This window comes from Solibacillus cecembensis (assembly GCF_050272495.1).
Lineage (GTDB): Bacteria > Bacillota > Bacilli > Bacillales_A > Planococcaceae > Solibacillus > Solibacillus cecembensis.
Map to the genome: position 1 here is coordinate 85,114 of NZ_JBNNMF010000004.1, position 20,537 is coordinate 105,650.

The 20,537-nt window shown below is 36.3% G+C and carries 16 protein-coding genes and 1 riboswitch; of the genes, 9 read left to right on the forward strand and 7 right to left on the reverse strand.

What is annotated here, in order from left to right; genetic code table 11:
* Positions 1–172 precede the first annotated feature (172 nt).
* Positions 173–2,254 carry a DUF2339 domain-containing protein gene (locus ACQKIH_RS05165; protein ID WP_427763790.1) on the forward strand — a complete coding sequence of 694 codons (2,082 nt, stop codon included), beginning with the start codon at positions 173–175 and terminating at the stop codon, positions 2,252–2,254.
* 872 nt (positions 2,255–3,126) lie between these two features.
* Positions 3,127–3,870: a hypothetical protein gene (locus ACQKIH_RS05170; RefSeq protein WP_427763793.1), complete on the forward strand. Its 744-nt coding sequence runs from the start codon at positions 3,127–3,129 to the stop codon at positions 3,868–3,870.
* Positions 3,871–3,944: 74 nt separating this feature from the next.
* Here ACQKIH_RS05170 and ACQKIH_RS05175 read toward each other — a convergent pair whose 3' ends face one another.
* Entirely contained in the window at positions 3,945–5,441 is a 1,497-nt protein-coding gene (locus ACQKIH_RS05175) for a sensor histidine kinase (protein ID WP_427763796.1), read from the reverse strand.
* A gap of 14 nt (positions 5,442–5,455) precedes the next feature.
* Positions 5,456–6,100: a response regulator transcription factor gene (locus ACQKIH_RS05180; RefSeq protein WP_427763798.1), complete on the reverse strand. Its 645-nt coding sequence runs from the start codon at positions 6,098–6,100 to the stop codon at positions 5,456–5,458.
* 262 nt (positions 6,101–6,362) lie between these two features.
* Here ACQKIH_RS05180 and ACQKIH_RS05185 point away from each other — a divergent pair, with 262 nt between their 5' ends.
* Positions 6,363–6,953 carry a GAF domain-containing protein gene (locus ACQKIH_RS05185; protein WP_427763800.1) on the forward strand — a complete coding sequence of 197 codons (591 nt, stop codon included), beginning with the start codon at positions 6,363–6,365 and terminating at the stop codon, positions 6,951–6,953.
* A gap of 154 nt (positions 6,954–7,107) precedes the next feature.
* On the opposite strand, the gene ACQKIH_RS05190 is transcribed toward ACQKIH_RS05185, so the two are convergent.
* The 3 genes from ACQKIH_RS05190 to thrS all read right to left on the reverse strand — a co-directional run bounded on the left by ACQKIH_RS05190 (position 7,108) and on the right by thrS (position 10,418).
* A complete protein-coding gene (locus ACQKIH_RS05190) occupies positions 7,108–7,815 on the reverse strand; it encodes a hypothetical protein (protein WP_427763803.1) in 708 nt (235 codons plus the stop codon).
* A 62-nt stretch (positions 7,816–7,877) separates the two neighbouring features.
* Entirely contained in the window at positions 7,878–8,180 is a 303-nt protein-coding gene (locus tag ACQKIH_RS05195; RefSeq protein WP_427763805.1) for an excinuclease, read from the reverse strand.
* A gap of 312 nt (positions 8,181–8,492) precedes the next feature.
* A complete protein-coding gene (thrS, locus tag ACQKIH_RS05200) occupies positions 8,493–10,418 on the reverse strand; it encodes a threonine--tRNA ligase (RefSeq protein ID WP_427763808.1) in 1,926 nt (641 codons plus the stop codon).
* Positions 10,419–11,033: 615 nt separating this feature from the next.
* Positions 11,034–11,139: riboswitch (TPP riboswitch) on the forward strand.
* Between the two features lie 79 nt (positions 11,140–11,218).
* Here thrS and ACQKIH_RS05205 point away from each other — a divergent pair.
* The 6 genes from ACQKIH_RS05205 to ACQKIH_RS05230 all read left to right on the forward strand — a co-directional run bounded on the left by ACQKIH_RS05205 (position 11,219) and on the right by ACQKIH_RS05230 (position 17,600).
* A complete protein-coding gene (locus ACQKIH_RS05205; RefSeq protein WP_427763810.1) occupies positions 11,219–11,800 on the forward strand; it encodes a YkoF family thiamine/hydroxymethylpyrimidine-binding protein in 582 nt (193 codons plus the stop codon).
* 1 nt (position 11,801) lies between these two features.
* A complete protein-coding gene (locus ACQKIH_RS05210) occupies positions 11,802–12,383 on the forward strand; it encodes an ECF transporter S component (RefSeq protein WP_427763812.1) in 582 nt (193 codons plus the stop codon).
* Positions 12,376–13,746, forward strand: coding sequence for an ABC transporter ATP-binding protein (locus ACQKIH_RS05215; protein WP_427763814.1), 1,371 nt, complete (start codon positions 12,376–12,378; stop codon positions 13,744–13,746). The genes ACQKIH_RS05210 and ACQKIH_RS05215 overlap by 8 nt, the downstream gene beginning before the upstream one ends.
* 49 nt (positions 13,747–13,795) lie before the next feature.
* Entirely contained in the window at positions 13,796–14,482 is a 687-nt protein-coding gene (locus ACQKIH_RS05220; RefSeq protein ID WP_427763817.1) for an energy-coupling factor transporter transmembrane component T family protein, read from the forward strand.
* A gap of 400 nt (positions 14,483–14,882) precedes the next feature.
* Positions 14,883–15,842: an ABC transporter substrate-binding protein gene (locus ACQKIH_RS05225; RefSeq protein ID WP_427763820.1), complete on the forward strand. Its 960-nt coding sequence runs from the start codon at positions 14,883–14,885 to the stop codon at positions 15,840–15,842.
* Between the two features lie 99 nt (positions 15,843–15,941).
* Positions 15,942–17,600 carry an ABC transporter substrate-binding protein gene (locus ACQKIH_RS05230; RefSeq protein ID WP_427763823.1) on the forward strand — a complete coding sequence of 553 codons (1,659 nt, stop codon included), beginning with the start codon at positions 15,942–15,944 and terminating at the stop codon, positions 17,598–17,600.
* A 136-nt stretch (positions 17,601–17,736) separates the two neighbouring features.
* Here the strand turns inward: ACQKIH_RS05230 and ACQKIH_RS05235 are convergent, their stop codons facing one another.
* Together ACQKIH_RS05235 and ACQKIH_RS05240 are read right to left on the reverse strand one after the other, a co-directional pair.
* On the reverse strand, positions 17,737–18,720 hold the full coding sequence (locus ACQKIH_RS05235; RefSeq protein WP_427763825.1) for an ABC transporter substrate-binding protein: 984 nt from the start codon (positions 18,718–18,720) through the stop codon (positions 17,737–17,739).
* A 104-nt stretch (positions 18,721–18,824) separates the two neighbouring features.
* Positions 18,825–20,420, reverse strand: coding sequence for an ABC transporter substrate-binding protein (locus ACQKIH_RS05240; protein ID WP_427763827.1), 1,596 nt, complete (start codon positions 20,418–20,420; stop codon positions 18,825–18,827).
* Positions 20,421–20,537 lie beyond the last annotated feature (117 nt).

Consider the following 20,537-nt stretch of genomic DNA (forward strand, 5'->3'; position numbering starts at 1 on the left):
AATGAAGCGGTGAGTATTGTGTGCGTTTGATTGATAGCGGGTATGGTATTTTGGGGAAGTAATGAATACATGTAAAAGATGAAATTTACAGGTAACATTTTACATATATTGAAGCGAAGTGTAAAATTATGCTAATAACATGTCATTACTTTCATTGAGAGAGGTGGTTTATATGGAAAAGGACTCCAAGTTGCTCGAACGAATTGAGACACTGGAACGAGAACTCCACACATTGCGTACAGAAGTGCAGCATTTAAAAAAACATATAAAGTTTGAGCAAACTGTACCTATTCCAAAAATAGTAGCACAAACAATCGTTCCACCAAAACAACCCGTCCCAAAAGAAATATCTATCGTCGAAAAACAAGATGCGCCTAAATTGGAGAAACGCTCACTTGAAGAAATGTTTACACGGGCATTGCCAAGAATTTTTATGGTCATTTTAGTACTCGGTGTTTTGTGGGGCTTAAAGCTTGTGAGTGATTACGGTTTTTTATCAGACAGTATAAAAATCATCGGTGGCTTTGCGATATCTATTGGTCTCGGTATATGTGCATATATAATGGAAAAAAGGCAAAAAGGATCACGCGTTGTCGCTTTGTCACTCTATGGTGGTGCGTTCATTGTCGGCATTTTAGTGACCGCGGCTGGTGCCATTTTATATGATGTCCTTCATCTATATGTTGCACTTATGATCGCACTTGTCTACATTGCTTACGGTGTTTTCATTAGTTATGTAAAAGGAAATGAAGCATTAACCGCGCTCGTTATCTTTACTTCATTATTACTACCGTATTTACTTGAATATATGAAATTTAGCGCACTGATTATTGGCATTTTCATCGTATTGCTGTTCGCTGTTGTGCAAGTTGTTATTTGGAAACATATACAACGTAAAGCACTGTATATCGGGATGGCGTTTTCGATTTTGGCATTTGGTTTTGTTTTTATATTCAATAATGAGCACAACGTCTTTATCGCACTCGCCGTTGTTACGTTGTATAGCGTCTTTTTAGGCAGCTATTTACACTTATCTTCTAGTGAAAGTAAAAAAAATGCGGGTATGCTCTTTAGCTTTACGATCATTATTTTATCTTTAATAAACGCGATGCTTTTACAAAAAGAGGTCGTCTTGCTTATGGTGCTCGTTCTCTTACTTGGTATTTTAGCAATTTCTTTATACATCGTATTTAAACGTAAGGATCGACTATTAATCGACATGTTCGGTACATTATCAACCCTTACAATTTTAAACTTTATTGCGCAGCTCAATATTTCAAACGAGGTCATATTACTGCTAATGATTGTCGTATCATTTGCTGGGTTGATCCTTGCCGTGAAGCATGCGATTGTAGTCATGAAATATTTGCAAGGCATTACGTTTTCAATACTTTCATTTTTCGTTCTTGTCTATTATTTAGTTCAGCCATTTTTCTCTATTGAGCATTTGACGATTGTAGTCGTCACTGTCATGCTGTTTGCATTATATTGGATACTTCGCCACTATGAGCAGACATCCAGTGAAGATAAAAATTGGGAGATTGGTTTAGAGGATGTTTACCCCAGTCTTTTATATGTGGTCGTTCTTCTGTACATTTGGAAATTAGATTGGGCATATATGCCAACAGGATTTACTTCCTACTTCTTGTTTAGTGCGATTGCAATTGGGCTGGCATTGGTTCTTACCTTTAATCGTACACAGATTGGTCGGTCGCTTCCAGTCCTTGCTACGGTAATTTACGGATTTGCAGCACTCGTATTAATGATGACTCTATGGATCGATGTACGAGCAATTACAGTTGCACTCATCATCCGTATTATATATATCGTGATTTACTGGGCTGTTATAGCAGACTTATGGAGGCATGGCAGAATTTCCAAACAATACGAACCTCTTTCCACTAAGTATACAGAGCCATTTACGCTTGTTGGAATGATACTTTCCGTTGTTTGGCTCTTTAGCACAACATACTTCATGAATTTTCATGAACTCATTAATTGGAGCACAGCTGTTATTTTGAATACCGTTTCGATTTTCGTTATTGCTTGCTTGTCGCTGTTTTTAGCAGCACAACGAAGCTACCAACAGCTGAAATTAACCGGTATTGTTCTACTCTTTTTGGGGATTATTAAAATGATTTTCTTTGATTTATCTACACTCGACATTCTGATTCGTTCGATTTTATTTATGTTAATCGGTGCAATCGGGCTGGTGATTTCTAATAAGCTTTTAGGAAAAGGGAAAAACGATTAAATGCATATTTTACAGTAGCCTTGACACTTTTGTCGGGGCTATTTTTTATAACTGGATATATAATTAATTAATGAATCTATCATTAAAAATTCCCCTGAAAAAGGGGTAGTTGATTTCCATTCCGGTCCGGACGCTTTCCACGGGCACGGCTCCAACTAACTTATTTCGAGAGGTGTCTCAAAATAAGTGGATTTTCCGCACGTGCTGTTCCCGTAGGAGTCGCCTCCCCTCCATTCCAATCAACCCTTCTATTCAAGTTTGTCCCAATACAATTCCTAATCATTTTTATGAATATGAAGTTAGTTTCAGATATTCAATCTCTTTATTGAAATATGCGTTTGACAATAAAATTCGTTCCTACAATACCGTTGAGAATGGAAAATATGCCGTTCGCCCCACTTTTATGGCATGTTTTCCTACTTATAAGGTTCAGCTTTGCACAAAGGTTGTATGATTTTTGCTCCTCAACAGCAAAAAGATAGGATAGGTTTTTCCTAATGGGATAAAAATCAATTGAGGATAACGCCGCCTCCCACGGTAGCGGCGCAATAAATCCAGAAAGTTTCAGTAGGCAAAACGTTATAAAGGCTGGCCTTGCACAAAGCACACAGATGAGTCGTATAGATTTGTGCAACAAAGCTGTGCGCCTCATGTGCTTAGCCAGCCTAAACTAGCCCATACTTTATTAGAAGCTTTATTAGAAAACTTACATCACAAGGATAGATTCTTTTATTGAACTTATATAGATGCCTTTTCACCTATCTTAAGTAAATTTTCAAAAATATAGGGAAAACCCCTATAGATTATTACTTTGAATTTGCGCGATAATTGAATCGTACTATGAAAATACATGTTAGGCGGGAGTGTGCTTAGTGGCGAACCGTTTTGATGACATCCAACCACTGATTCAAGATTATCGAAACAAGATTATCAGTAATGAACCTGAATTACTTACTAACATCTTGAATGACTATGAAGAACTCCTACAGTTGTTCAAACAAAAAAATGATTTAATTAATCAAATTTGGAATATCCATGAAAATAAAAACTATCAATTAGCTCAAGATACATTGGATCCACTTGAACAAATTTTATATAGCTCTTTATTAGGTGTCCGTACGTTAGATCAAGAAGCTCAATCCGACTCTGCAAAAGAGTATTTAACATCACTAAAAAAAGAAATTGAAAAACAATTAATCCAGTTAAAAGAAGCTTCGATTAGTGTATATCCTATATGTATGCAAGATTTGGGACCTTACGGGGCAATTAAATCTTACTACGAACTACTTAAAGAAGGTAATAACATAACGACCGACATTAACTTTAAAGGAACACTTAAAAGGCAGCCCCATAAAGTTGAGGTTAATATATTTCGATTCATTCAACATCTAATTCAAATAATTGACAACCTTAATACTGTTAACTCATTAAGTATCTCTATTAATGAAATAGATGGTCGAATCACTTTAACATTTGAGGGACAGGCTTTAGTAGAACGACTAAACGACTGTTCTAAATATCAACTATTTAAAGAGTTAGTTGATAGTATAGAAGATGTTGAGATTCTAGAGAAAACTGAATGTGAATTGAATTTAGTACTACAAGCAAACAATTAGACATCTAAAAAAAATCATTTGTAGAAGACTTACAACAATGTCTTCTACAAATGAGTAATGTTTTAAGGGATTAATCACTTAGATCTCGGGACGGAAATTTCAATCGTCGTTCCTTCATTTACTTTAGAATGAAATTGTGCAGAACCACCTACTCCTTCTGCCCGCTCCTTAATACTATATAAACCAATCCCTTTTCGCTGTGCGTTTTTTAAATACTCTCCTATGACAAACCCTAAACCATTATCTTTAATCATTAAATCGGTTGAATTTTCATCCATATTGAGAGATACATAAACTTTACTAGCTTTCGCGTATTTTGCTGTATTCGTTAACGCTTCTTGACAGATACGATAGAGAGCTGTTTCAACTTCTGGCTCTAACCTACCCGCTTTCCCTTTGATTTCAAAGTGAACGGAGATATTGTGAATCTGTTCGTACGTTTCAAGGTAGGCCCTCATAGCTGGAATAAACCCTAAATCATCTAATGTACTCGGTCTTAATGAACGGGCAATTTCTTTTACTTCTTTCATTGCCTCTTGTGTCATCATCTTTATCGTTCGTAGGCTTTCTTCATTCTTTTCTACTGGTTGATCTTTATTGACCGTATTTAACGTAACTAAAATACTAAATAGCGATTGCCCGATACTATCATGTAACTCTCTAGATACCCGCTTTCTTTCCTCTTCATGTGCCTTAAACACTTGTCTGGATAAGCTTTTTTCAACCTCATATAACTTCAGCTCTGCTTCCATTTGTTGCTTTTCCGCAATTTTTTTGTCAGTGATGATTTGCTGAATCTCAGGGAAATAGATTGCACGATAAATATAAATGTAGCCGATAAATTTGAAACAGTGCCCTAATAAATTTTCAATCGCATATACATGTGTATAAAGGGTAAAAAAGAGCTCCCCCACCATCATGATAAATAAGGCAAAAATCATACGAAGCAAATCAATATTTCGTTGTGACTTTTTTAAATACCTTTTGAATAAAATAGCAAGTGTAATAAAAATCGTTATACTGATTACATATTCAAGCGAAACTTTAAGACCTGTAACCCCATGTTCATTAAGTAGTACTGGAAGTTGACCAGGTATTGTCAAAATAATCGCTGTACAAATACTCACAAATAGGATGGTTACATATAGACCCCAACGACGTTTAATAAATTGCATTTGGCTTGGTCTAAAGATAAATAGCGCAACACCAATACTTTCTATTAATCGAGCTACAATCCAAAACCATGTGGCACGAGCGGTAGAGAATTCGTCGGCAATAAAGGGCATTCCCTTATAAGTAAACGTATGAGCTAAATCAAAAAAACCTACCGCTAAAAACACTAACCCTATAAAATATTGAGATTTAAGTCGGTGGGAAGAGTAAGTTGTCCACGCTTGTACAAATATAGAAAAGGACACAAATATACTAAATAACTCCATTAATGTATGTAGTAATAAAAAATGATCATCTACCTCAGCAGGTACGTGTCCAATTTGAAAGCGGAACAGTAAAAGTAAGACAAGAATTGCAAAAAATATATATTTAATTTCCTGTTTTTTTAAGGCTGCCATCTTTTTATGCTCCCTTAATCAAAATCTAAATAGCCATTTTTCACTGCAAATTTCACTAAATCTGGACGTGTTTTCAGTTGTAACTTATCCATGATTTTCGATTTATGAGATTCTATCGTTTTTACTGACAGAAACAACTTCTCCCCTACTTCCCGGTTCGTATAGCCCTTAGCCAAATAGGATAATACCTCTTGTTCGCGGCCCGTTAATTTTTGCAAGTCACTCACATTAACATCTGACTTTTTCATATATTCTTCTAATAAAAGTTTTGTCGCATTCGGATATAAGTAAGCTTCTCCGCGGTAAACTGTACGAATTGCTTCTATTAAATCATTTTCATGATAACTTTTTAATAAGTAGCTAGAAGCCCCCGCCTGCAATGCATGGAATAAATATTCTTTCCCTTCGTGCATTGTTAAAACGATAATCTTCACATTATTATTCGCTTCATTAATTTGCTTTGTTGCTACAAGACCGCTTTTCTTTGGCATATTTAAATCCATGATAATCACATCAGGTTTTTTTTCTAGTGCTTTTTGAACAACTTCTTCCCCGTTCTCGGCTTCATCTATTACCTTCATATCCGTTTGACTATTAATCATATGTTTAATGCCAGAGCGTACAATGGCATGATCATCGGCAAGTAATACTGAAATCATACTTGCACCTCCTAATTTTAGAATCTCTAAAAATACTATAGCACATTTATCACAGGTATTGGATAAACATAGGCTATTTTGATTAAATTTACATATTAAGGTTTATAGCTCGCTTCACATAGGAAATGCACTAGATGCGTATAGGGTTTTTTATAAAAACAGTTAGGGGTTTTCCTTATAGTGATTATTATTATTTATTGTAATAATAGTAAATAAGATTACTCCGACAAAACCATTATTAATTTGAAAAGAGGGCATAATGATGATTACAATTCAGAAATCCTTATTTGACAATCAAACAACTATTATTCAAATGATTTCATCTGGTATACCATTAAAAAAAATATTAACTTTTATTGTGAATAGTATGGAAAATTCCTGTGATTCTGTTAATTTGTATGGGTCGATTATGCTGTATAACCCTATACTAAACCAATTAGGAGAAACGGTGTTTTCCGCCCTCCCTGCAAACTTTGTTAACTCGATTGAACCAGCAGACGTTAGTCTCTATGGTGGTTCATGTGGAACTGCTGCCTTTTTAAAACAACCTGTTACCGTATCGGATATTGAAAATAATCCACTTTGTGAAAAGTACCGTCATAGCGCAATTGTACATGGACTTCGTGCTTGTTATTCAACACCTTTGCTCACTTCAAAAAATGAATTATTAGGAACAATGGCAGTTTATAGTAGTGTAGTAGGAACACCAGATGAAAAAACATTGGAATTAGTCGATTTTTATAGCATACTCGCTTCTTTGGCCATAGAGGTTTCAAACGGTAGTACTGTGACTCCCCTTTATTCATTTGTAGTAGATACACGTTTAAATGAAAGACTATCAAAATTATTATAACGCTAGGTTATCATGTGAATATTATCTCTCAAGGTGTTAAAATGTTATCGTTTGTCGCGCAATGGGTGCACAAACAATAAAAGATGGCTCCTGTGCAATACAAGAAACCATCTTTTAGTTGATTCATATGTTTTAAAACCTGTCACATTACCGCCTAACTTATATTTTCTAACTTATAATGCATAACTTTAGGTGCTGTGGAGTCACATAAAATATACGGCTTTGTTACTTCTTTGTTCATTTTCCCTGAATTTTTATGGCTTGTGAAGGCTGTTGAATACAGTATGTTTGTATGCTTTGAGCACGCTTGACGAATTTTTTCGAATGGACCTGTACCATCTACCACCTCTACCTCATAACCTAGCTCGCCGAAGTAGCTTTTGTAACGCTCAGAAATACGAATATTGCCAATGACAAGGAGATCCTTCGTTTTTTCCACTTGTTCTTTCGATGCTTTACGTGTTACTTTGCGACCGCACTCTAGTAACTTTTTCTCGATTGTATCAGTCGGTACAAATTGCGTCTCGACTTTCACTCCATCAATATAACGATTAAATTCATCAACCCAAATCATATCACCTAAATCAAGTTCATCACCCTGTGGTACATTGTGTAGCTGCACGTATTCTTGATTTTCCTTCAGCACATAAATTTCCTCATCAATTTCCGATACTGAGGCAAGCTGCTTTTTCGTATACTTGCTTGAAAGCTTTAGCATAAGACCAGATGCATCCTTATACATCACTCTTTCCTGATCATCCGTAATAATAAAACTATGCGCAAATAGCTGCTCCTCTAATTGAATAAAGCGCTCTTGACCAGCTACATCACGCACAACATAACCGTTCTGAACCATCTTCAAATTCGATGTAATTATAGCAAACCGGACATTGCTCTTGTTTCGACATATTTCTGACCACCTGATTATCCTTCAATATAATTCGCTTCAAGTAAACGCGCAATTTCCAACGTTTTTTCTAAAACAATCGGCTGTGAAACGGCTACATAAATTTCACCTTCAAAAAATCGAAACGGAATTTTTACATCTTCTAATTGCCACATGAAAAAGTGACCTTTAATTTTCATATGTACCCCGTCTTGGCTAGCACCAAATGAATCATTGTACTCGAAATCCGATTTTGTCGCGAAGAAGCTTTGGCATTCCTCTAAGCTTAATGTTGGATTCCCTTCTTTATCAAGACGTGTAATTTTGTATCGTGTATTCATCAAACAAACTCCTCCTGAAATCCTGACTATCGCTTCATTATAAACGGTCGAATTTGATTAGGCAAAACGAGAGCTAGTTAATCAAAACAACCGAACCTTCCATCTTGAAATTTGATGGTAAGGTTCGGTTATTTACTAAAATTCTACAGTTTAATACTTGAAATATGAAAAAGCAGAAGCCTTTAAAGTTTGCTCATCGTATAGAACGATTAGAATAATAGTTCAACTCATTACAGTAATAACGGACTTGTGCATATGATAACCATACACACAAGTTCCTTTCGTTTTCTCCTTACGCTTCTATTGTTTCATTCAGACATCCCGTGTCATTTGCTTCCCCTCTATCTCTCGCTGCAACTGTTGCGCAAATTCCTCAAAGGACATTGTTTTCAATCCAACTTGTTTATATGCTCTTACAGTCACTGTCCCGTTCTCAAGCTCTTGATCACCGAGTACAACAATATACGGTACCTTTTGCAGTTGTGCATCGCGGATTTTACGTCCGAGCTTTTCATTTCTGCCATCGATGGCAACACGGATATTTGCCTGACGAAGCTCACTAGCAACTTTTTGAACATAGGCTGTCTGTACATCCGAAACGCCAATAATTTGCACTTGCTTTGGAGCAAGCCATAATGGGAATGCTCCACCAAAATGCTCGATTAATATTCCTAAGAAGCGATCAATTGAACCAAATACAGCCCGGTGAATGACAACTGGACGTACCTTTTCGTTATCCTCATTCACATACGTTAAATCAAACTTCTCTGGTAGTTGGAAATCTAACTGTACCGTTGCACATTGATGACTTCGCTTAATGGCATCTTGTATATGAATATCGATTTTTGGTCCATAAAATGCCCCGTCACCCACATTAATTTTATAAGGGAAATTTAAACGATTTAACACATTTTCAAGCGCTTGTTCCGCCTTATCCCACAGCGAAAGTTCCCCCATATAGTCATCAGGTCGTGTCGATAATTCAATTTCATATTCAAATCCAAATACCTTATAAACACGGTCAATAATTTGTAAGGCTAATGTAATTTCATCCTCAATTTGCTCTGGCGTCACAAAAATATGAGCATCATCCTGACAAAATGTACGAACGCGTAGTAGCCCGTTTAATGCCCCACTAAATTCATGACGGTGCACCTGACCGAACTCAGTCATACGTATCGGTAAATCACGGTACGAATGTAAGTCGTTTTTATAAATAAGCATATGACCAGGACAGTTCATCGGCTTTAAAGCAAACTTTTGTTCATCTACTTGTGTGAAATACATATTTTCTTTGTAGTGCTGCCAATGTCCTGATTGCTCCCATAAACGTTGATTCATCATCAGCGGTGTACGCACTTCTTTATAATCATAGCTTGTTTGCAAACCACGTAAGAAATTTTCTAATTCATTTCGGATAATCTGACCATTTGCTAAATAAAATGGCATGCCTGGTGCTTCTTCCGAAAACATAAACAGTTCAAGCTCTTTTCCTAGTTTACGATGATTACGCTTTTCGGCTTCTTCCAAAAACACAAAGTATTCATCCATATCCTCTTTCGTTGCAAACGCCACCCCGTAAATCCGTTGTAGCATTTGGTTATTGCTATCACCACGCCAATACGCACCTGAAATGTTCATTAGTTTGAATTGCTGTAATTTATTTGTAGATGGCACATGTGGTCCTCTACATAAATCGATAAATTCCCCTTGCTCATAAATCGTTACAAGTTCTTCGGCAGGAATTGCTTCTAAAAGCTCAAGCTTTAAATAGTCATGCTCAAACATTTGACTCGCTTCTTCTCTCGTTACTTCCTTGCGAACAACTTGGAAGTTCTCGCTTACAATCTTTTTCATTTCACGTTCAATTACATCTAAATCTTCTGGCACTAACGTATGAGTCATTTCAATATCATAATAAAACCCGTTTTCAATTACTGGACCTACACCAAATTTTGCATCTGGATATAAACGTTTTACCGCTTGTGCTAACAAATGCGCTGTTGAATGACGGATTACCTCTAAGCCCTCTTTTGACGCAACATCATATAGAGAAATTTCAGCATCCACTAGAATTGGTCGTGTCAAATCAGTTGTTGTCGTATTTACACTACCTACAATTGATTTTTTTGCTAAGCTAGGACTAATCGACTTGGCAATTTCGGTTAGCGTAACACCTTTAGCAAAACGTTTTTGTTCGCCATTTGGAAATTGAATTGTAACTTCTTGATTTGACATACTACCACTCCTTTTCTTTTTTTGGTAAATAAAAAAAACACATATTCGTCCACAAAGGGACGAGTATGTGTTTGAATACCCGTGGTTCCACCCAAATTCCTACTGTACTGTTGCATCAGTAGCTCATTGATACAGATAACGCCTGTATACGTCACTAGTTTCCTAGCACAGCTCCAAGGGAGTAAATCGAATTGTCCAATCAGGAATCTTTCAGCCGGTGATTTCCCTCTCTTTTGATCTTCACTAAAACGATTCATATCCTTATCATTGCTTTTTAAATTGAAATTAGTATTTAATCTAACCTATGCCCAAAATATTGTCAATGACTGTTTTTTTAGAATAAATAGAATATACAACCTGTAATCGTTGCTATGCTTAATTTTACTTGGTTCATAAATTTCCTTACAATAGTGCCCACATATCTCGTAAAATCCCCATACGAATGGAATATTATTTGTGCACTCTGTGCAAAACACAACACGCACGATATTCTTTGTAAATTCCCAATACTTTAACATATCAACCATGGACGAAAGTATGAAATAATAAAACTTCATTTACAATGATAATATTGGTAGGTTATACTGATGGCACATTAAAAAAACTACATACCGTTTTCTGCACTAGGGGTGCCCACTTTGGCTGAGATGCGAGCTTTTGCTCCGATCCCTTATAACTCGATCAGGATAATACCTGCGTGAGGAAGTGCGGTGACTTTCCTATTTTTTCATTTTGGATAAGTGGCTGCATCTTCACGGATGTGGTCTTTTTTTATGAAAATTTTTCGGGAGGTTTTTAATATGCAATGCGGTTTAAGCCCTATCGTTGGATTTCGTTTTTCTCTTCATCCAATGACCAATGATTTTATTTCGGTAATTAAAGGTGCACTTCTAGAAACAGATACATCAAATGTGTGGATGCATACGGATGACGTATCTACTGTTATTCGTGGAAAACAGGTGCATGTATTTAATGTGGCAAAAGCCATCACTTTACATGCTGCTAAAACGGGAGAGCATATTGCATTATCTGGTACTTTTTCTGCTGGTTGTCCAGGTGACTCTGCAGGAGATGTATTTTTGGATAAAGGAGATGAAGTAGCAAATACAGATACTACGAAACAATATGTTTCTTCTCAATTTGCTCTTTATCCGATGAATAATCCTGATTATATGAATGTTATTTACAGAGAAATAGATCGTGCAAAAACGCATGGTGTTTTCAATGAGTCGATGCATTATGCAAGTGGTATTCACGGAGATATACATGATGTATTTGAATTTTACGAAGAATCTTTCACACATGCACGATCAGAAGAACATAAACATCTTGTCATGACGGTTTCAATGAGTATTAATAGCCCTTCTCACGGAGGTTTTTAATATGTTGAAATCTTGGAAGCTAAAAGAGATTGTACTTATGTCTTTATTTTCTGTTGTGTTTGGTATTGTCTATTTACTATTTCTACATGCAGGAAATATTTGGGCAGGGTTTATTGGTCCTATTGCGTATGAATGGATCTTCGGCATTTGGTTTATCGTATCGATTATTTGCATGTATATTATTCGTAAACCTGGAGCAGCAGTCATTTCTGAAACAATCGCAGCAGCAATAGAGGTTTTATTGGGTAATGCCATTGGTCCACGTTTAATTCTTACAGGTCTTATTCAAGGATTGGGAGCAGAAGCAGTTTTTGCCGCAACACGCTACAAACGCTTTGACTTGTGGGTATTAATGTTAGCTGGTGTTGGCTCAGCCGTTTTCAGCTTTGTATATGGATACTTTTTAGGGGGCTTTGCCGTGTACAGCACAGGTTACGTAGCATTAATGTTAGGACTTCGCATATTAAGTGGTGCTCTAATTGCCGGTGTCGGTGGAAAAGCTTTATCAGACGGATTACTCGCTACTGGTTCACTCCGCGGATATGCCATTTCACGATCAAAAAAAGGTGAATCACATGCCTAATGTTATCTGCTTTAACAATGTAACGTTCTCTTATCCCGACGAAGAACAGTCAATACTCAAGAATCTTTCATTGTCCATCCGCCGCGGGGAGCGTGTTGTCATTACAGGTCCTAGCGGGTGTGGAAAAACAACATTACTGTATTTATGTAATAGACTTTTTCCAGACAATTGTGATGGCATATTAACCGGTTCATTGGAGTTGTTCGGGAAAGACAGTTTTTCTTATATCCCTGGGGAGATAAATCACCGGATAGCAACTGTTTTCCAAGATCCCGATGCTCAGTTTTGCATGCAAACGGTAGAAGAAGAACTTGCATTTACACTGGAAAACTTACATTTACCACGAGAAGAAATGGAATTTCGTATTTATGAGGTGTTGCATTTGACGGGCTTAAGTGAGTTTCGTCATGCAATTATTCAAAAGCTTTCTGGTGGGCAAAAGCAGCGAATTGCTACTGCTTGTGCACTTATTATGGAGCCTGAAGTTTTGTTGTTAGACGAACCGATTGCCCACTTAGACCCTTACACTGCAATAAAATATGTGGAATGGTTGGATCAGCTTCAGATAAAACGAAAAATAACAATCATTGCAATTGAGCATCGGTTAGATCTATGGGGAGATTTTTTTGAGCGAAACATCCCGTTAAATAAAACCGAGGATACTACTCCTTTACAAAAAAGGAATACCTCCATACAAGAAAATGCTTCTTTCCTTGCAAATAGCATAAGTGCAAAGCCGTTCCTCCAAGAAGTTTCTTTCACTTTAAATCGTGGTGAAATAACGGTTCTGGCTGGTCCAAATGGTAGTGGAAAGTCTACATTATTAAAAGCATTATGTCAGCTGATTCCTTTTAATGGAACGGTTCAACCTGAACGTTTAGGATATGTACCACAGTCGCCAGAGTTTTTATTCCTGACGAAAAGTGTGCACGAAGAAGTTGCATTTGGTGGAGGAAATGATGTCGATAAAATGTTGACTCGGCTAAAATTAATACCCATTTCTGATGCTCACCCATTTGCAGTTAGTCATGGGCAAAAGCGAAGAGTAGCTATCGCAGCGATGCTTTCAGATGGACGTGAAGTTATCTTGATGGACGAGCCTACTTCTGGTCAAGACACCGCAGCATTATCTGAGTTATTTCAATTACTAGATGAACGATCCCGCGCTGGTACAACCTTTTTAATCGTCACACATGATATGGAGTTCGCTTATTGCTTAGCAGATTCGATTTTATTACTAAATAATGGGCGTCTGACAGGAAAGTTTCCGGCTGCCGATGTTTGGCGAAATGAAAACCTACTATTAACTCATCACTTACTACCACCGAAAGGATTGATGGAACGTGAAGCATGCTTTACATAAAATGAATCCTTCACTGAAGTTTTTATTGGTCACAGTTTGTATGTTCACGATGGCTTTCTTTTTCGATCCGTGGACTCCGCTCGTGTTTTGGAATGGAATACTTGTGCTGCAAATTTTGTTTAGTCGGATTGATTGGAAGAAATGGTTTTTATTTATGATTCCTTTTTTTGTGACGGCTATCGGGTATTTTTGGACAACGATTATTTTTGCTGAAGATCAATCTGGACCTGTTATTTGGTCTTTTTGGATGCTTAACGTTACAGAAACACAATTACATCATGCTTTTTCATTAAGCTTTCGAGTATTGGCATTTTCAAGCCTTTCACTCTTGTTCGCTTTTACGACTAATCCAATTACTTTCATCATGAGTTTGATGCAGCAATTAAAACTATCTCCTAAAATTGCATATGGCGTAATGGTTGGATATCAGTTTCTGCCTGTATTAAAGGATGAATTTATTCATATTCAACAAGCACATAGATTAAGAGGAGCGACTCCAGAAAAGAATGCTTTGCAACGACTTCTTGGCGTTCGGAGAGTTTTAATCCCTATGCTAGCAGGTGCTGTTCGCAAAGCCGAGCGAGCTGCATTTGCGATGGAAGCAAGAGGCTTTACAGGCGAACGAAGAAGTAGTTATTTTCAAGTTATATCAATGAGCAAAATAGATGGCATTTGTGCCGCGTTATTCCTAATCGTGCTTCTTTTAAGCTGTACGAATCGTTTGTGGATTAGTTAACACAGAAATTCAAATAGTAAGGAAAAGTTTCCGCCTCACCATTTATGGGAAGGTGGAATCTTTTTTGTGTATTTAGTTTGTAATTTGTTCACGATCCAGAATGGAAAGCAATTGCATTTGGGTTTGTTATTTTACAAGGACACTTGTGCAAAATAGTCTATTATCCTCACTCAATGTATTATTATAAATTGTAGAAAATTGTGTTTGCACCCGGTGCAGGATTTATCAAACCAATTACACATGTCCCATTGGATTTATATAGATTTTATTCTTTTTTGTACAAAAAAAAGAACCTATATTAATATTTGTCCATTGAAATAGATATTCCGTTCCATTATTCTTGTATTGTATGATAATGATTATCATTATCATACAATACAATTTGAGGAGTAACGATATAATGCGCAAACAGAAAAGAATGATTGTATTTTGTATTTTGTTAATAGTAGCTATACTAAGTGCTTGTAATTCACAAGATCAACCAAAAGAAGCTGAAGCAAAAGAAAAGGACAATCCTAGCGAAACAGAATATAGAACTTATACAGACTATTTAGGTCATAAAATAGAAATCCCAAATTCGCCAAAGAAAGTGATTTATCAAGGGGAAAATTATGGAGATCTACTACCTCTTAATGCGGATATTATTGGCGGTTCGTATTCCTGGATTACAGGATTAATTTTTGAAGATCAGGTAAAGAATGTGGAAGATGTTGGGTTTCCAATTAATTTTGAAAAAGTATTAGAATTAAAACCCGATTTAATTATTATTGCAGATACTGATGAAAAGGTTTTCGAACAGCTATCTAAAATTGCTCCAACAGTAGTATTTGATACTTTCGCACCTTTAGACAATCGTTTTATGGAACTTGGAGATATAGTCAATAAGAAACAAGAAGCAACTGAGTGGCTAAAGGAATACAAACAAAAAGAAGAGGCAATGTGGAAACAACTCTTGGACCAAGGAATTCTAGAATCAGGAGAAACTGCTTCAGTCTTTACCTACTATCCTGGAGACCGATTATTTGTAATGGCTTCAACAGGGCTTTCACAAGTACTGTATCATCCATCTGGGTTTAAACCTGGGGATAAAATTCAGCCAATCCTAGATCAAGGAAAAGGATTTGAACAGATTTCATTAGAATTGCTTCCTGAATTTGCAGGTGATCGAATTTTCATTCTTACACCAGAAACAGATGAAGCTATTCAATCTACAAAAGATATGTTGAACAGCCCAGTCTGGAAAGGACTACCCGCTGTAAAAAATGGAAAAGTATATTCGCTAGACATTCTTAAAACTTCTAGTGATGCATCTACTAGAGAATGGCTGATCGAGGAAATTCCATCTTTACTAAATAAATAGTTTAAGAGGCATTTCAGCTATTGTTGAAATGCCTCTTTTTCTTGTATACAATAGTAATTGATAATCATTTTCATTTGTATAAAGGAGAGTTGTAAATTGATGGCTAAACAAATCCCCCCTTTTTCATCGTTACTTTTTCATTTATCTCAAATCGAATACATAACTTTCTATAAACGTTTGAACTTTCAAGAAGTAACTACTCAACAGTATACTTTAATCATTGTTGGTGATAACGGGAATGGAACATTTTCTATTGATGACAAGCCTTACTTTGTAAAACAATACAAGAGTATTTTACTTAATCCTGGATCAGTTTTGGAACTGTTAGATATGAAAGAAGATAGCTTATCTTTCTATAAAATTTCATTTAATATTATTCAGTTAAAGGATCAAATACCTGATTTGTATACCGATACTATCTGTTCAGATCATGTAGATTTCCCTATCTATTCATCTTCCCGTTTCTACCGTCTTGCTGAAGACTTAAATAATCTAATGGATCAAGTAGGCATTCATATTCATTTTCAACAGCAAAAATTATTCAATGAGTTGATTTGTATGTTATTTGAACATAAACAGCATATAGAAGATCCCTTAGACGTCTCAAATACAGTTGAACAATCGATCGAATATATGCATCAACACTATCAACAGCAACTAACAATTAACGAACTGGCTAAAAATGCTAATGTTGCACCGTGGCAATATAGCGCTATTTTCCAAACGATAACTGGACAAAAGCCAATTGATTATTTAACAAGATTACGAATAGAGCATGCGAAAGATCTACTGCAACGAACAAACGACACTTTGAGAAATATTGCCTTAAAGGTTGGATTTAATGATGAATATTATTTTAATCGCCGTTTTAAACAAGTCGAAGGCATACCTCCTAAACAATTTGCTCGTATTAGAAAACAAAAGGTTATTGTAAAAGATTGGACTGGTCATGAAGTGGAGATTCCTTCCTTCCCTAGGAGAATTATTTACCATGGGGAAGCATTTGGCGATTTATTAGTTTTTGATGTGCAGCCAATTGGTGGATACAAAGAAGATATTGATAATAGTTTTTATAAAAATCATGTTCCATATGTAAAAGACGTGGCCTTCCCAATTGACATAGATAAATCTACTAAACTAAATCCCGATTTAATAATCTTTACAAATTCTGATGAACAACAATATAAAGAAATCTGTAAAATAGCTCCAACGGTTACACATAACTCATGGGGAACGTTAAACGAACGTATTTTAATTTTAGGAAAAATGCTAGGAAAAGAAAAAGAAGCAGAAAATTGGCTTGATGATTTCAATAAGAAAGAAAACATGATGTGGAAAAATCTTCAAACCACAATAAAAAATGGAGAAACTGCATCGGTTTTTATATTTGATCATGGTGCTCGCTTATTTGTTATGGGAGTTACTGGTTTACCTACTTCCCTTTATCATCCACTTGGATTCCAACCTGGAGAATTGATTCAAAAAATAATAGATGATAAAAAAGGCTACGAGGAAATAGCTGTAGATACTTTACCTGATTATGCCGGTGACCGGATATTTATGCTACTTTCTGAAAATCCTGAGTCTAAATTGGCTACTGAAGAACTGATGAAGAGTACTTTGTGGTCTAATCTTCCAGCTGTAAAAAATGGATATGTATATCTAGTCGATGCAACGAAATGGAATTCTAGTGATGCCTTTACAAGAGAAAAATTACTTGGAGCATTACCAAGATTACTCACCTCAAAGCGTAAATAATACTGATTATTGATATTAGGAGACAATACCATTCTAGAAATTTTGGGTTTTACTAAAGGAATTCTCAAAATTTTAAGTGGAAGAAAAATAACAAGAAAATAGATGCGCCCATGTCAGAAACATAGGCGCATCTATTCTATTCCTTAAGATTGGTAAGCCAAGTAGTTAGTTCTTCCACCTGAGCAAGGACTGCAATTGGATCATAATACCATGAACGTTCTTCAGGCCAAACGTAGAGATGATTATTCTTCACTGCTGGAAGACTACCCCAAACAGGATCTGCCTTGAAATCTTCAACCGTTCTATTGTTAGAAGTCATAATGATATAATCACCAGCGTAACTTTCTATCATTTCCTCAGAAAGTTCTGCCCACTGTTTCTCCATTATCTCATCAGCAATTTTATTGGGTGGCTTACGTCCAAGAGCCTGATAAATAGGCTGTCCACCGCGTCCGAAATTATCACCATACACCCATGTCGATTTTCCACCATCCTCCAAAATTGAAAAGCTTGCGTCGTCTGCTATTGCAGCATCGACCTTTGCCTTGGCATCCGAAATTTTCGCATCGTAATCTAATAGCCAAGCCTTTGCTTCCTCCTGCTTATTAAGTAGGTTACCAAAATAGGTTAGCTCCTCATGAACTCCTTTTAAATCACCATAGGGAATAACAACAGTAGGTGCTATTTTACTTAGCTTTTCGTAATTGTCGCCATTTCCGGTAATTATGAGGTCTGGACTAAGGGCAAGGATATTTTCTACGGATGGTTTACCATATACCCCTGTATCTGATACACCTGTAAGTCCATCTTTGAAATAGTAGTTATTAATAGTCAGTTCTGGTGCTCCAACAGGAATAATATCCAAGGCAATAAGACTTCCCAAGTAATCTTCCGCTACTATACGCTGGGGATTAACAGGAATTTCAATCTCTCCGTTTACTGTGGTGATCATTTTCACTTTGTTATCAGTGGTAGTACCTGTATTCTCGGTTACTTCTTCTTTCTTTCTATCCAAAGCTGTAGTCGTCTCTCCACAAGCGGAAAGTAGTAGAATTAGAGCTAGTAAAGCGGGGAAAACTAATCCTATCTTCTTTTTAATATTGTCTTGTTGTAAATGCAACTGAAAAACCTCCGTATGCCATAGTGATAATCATTCTCATTAACTATTGTAAGATGTCTTTCTAAATGTGTCTATGAAGTAATGTGATTTCTCTTCATACACATTTATGATGTTAACAATCGCATTAGTTCATGTACCTGAGCTTGCGACGATAACGGGTCGTAACCGTAGAATAAATCTGGTTTATCTATTAAATAGACTTTATCTTCTCTGAATGCTTTCATATTCCTCCATGAATATGACTGAAATAGACGGTTCATACGTTCCATCCCCTCTGGATTTGAAGGCATTCCCGTAATAAAGATATAATCAGCAGGATAGTCTTTAATAGCTTCGATTTCCATCTCAATGTAGCCCCTATTTGCAATACCATGATTAAGTAGGGATACTGGGAGACTAAATCCGATGTCTTCATACAAAATTTGACTACCTCTACCATGACTACTATTGATGCAGAAAGCCGAGTTTGTGCCAATTTCCCATACAATAGCCGTTCCTCTTTCTACAAGCTGACGATCTAGTTTCTGATTAAAGATCCAAACCAATTTATCGTAATCCTTAATCCATTCATCTGCCTGCTGTTGCCTTTCCACAATATCGGCTATGAGACGCAATTGTTCTCGCCAGCCCATTTCTATAAAAGGAAGTGCAATCATCGGGGCCAAAGATAGCAAGTTTTTGTTCTCTCTTTCTGTTTTATAATCGAGGATTAAATCAGGGTGAACAGCAGCGATATTCTCATATATTGACGTTTCGCTATTTTCCCATATATTTAACTTTTGCTCTGGGTTTACTTGATTCACATGTTCCATCCATGTGGAATATACACCAAGTTCAGGAGTAATACCTAGTGCTAACAAACTTGCTGTATGATTTATATTGAGGGCAACCACTCTCTTGCGTTTTTTATGATACGAAGTAGGAGACAAACCAACCACTTGCTTAAATTTTCTACTTAAATACGTACCATCTTTGTAGCCAACATCTTGTGCTAGTTTATCTAATTTTGGCATTTCATATAAAAGTCTTTTTTGGGATGTACGTATCCTTATCAAGGAGAGATATTCACTAAACGTCTGACCCGTACACTGACGAAAAGTACGAGATAAATGCTCTGGGCTTACCTGTGCAAGCGAAGCCATCTCTTCTCGCGTCAAATCTTCCTTATAGTGAGTGTCAATATAGCTTACTACTTGATCAATCCAAGGACTAACCGAGTTATTTTTTTCCGTTAGTTCGTCATGCATTTCTGTCAAGAGTTCGTTGAACAATAGTTGTATGTAGAATGGTGCTCTACTAATTTGGTTATTCCAAGCATTTTTAAATTCTAATGCCAACCTTACTATTTTAGCTTTATTTAGAATAGGTTTACCACTCTGTAAGAACTGAGGTTTAGAACCGTCTGTAGTTATGCAACGATAACCTATCGAAATACCCTGAAGCGGAAAAGGCTTGCAAGAATTTAACTGATATTCTATTACCGTAGAGGAGTCACAAAGTAGTACACTTCCCCGAGAGACTACTTGTTGATTTTCATCTAGACGAAGTAAACCATTCCCTTCGAAAACGATTAGAATTTTGGGAAGTGGTTCTATTTCTTCAAAGTTGTTGTCCACAAGTTCATCTAGACTTTTTAAACTAATTGGTATATAAAATGTATGGGGATGTAATATCATATTATCTAAAATAGGGTTGATCATGATTTCACTCCTTCTAGCCTTGTTATAGATTATTTGGATTTATTAAAATACGAAAGAGATCACTATCTATATAATGTGGATAGTGATCTGATATCTTATAGGGGTTTTTAGCGTATG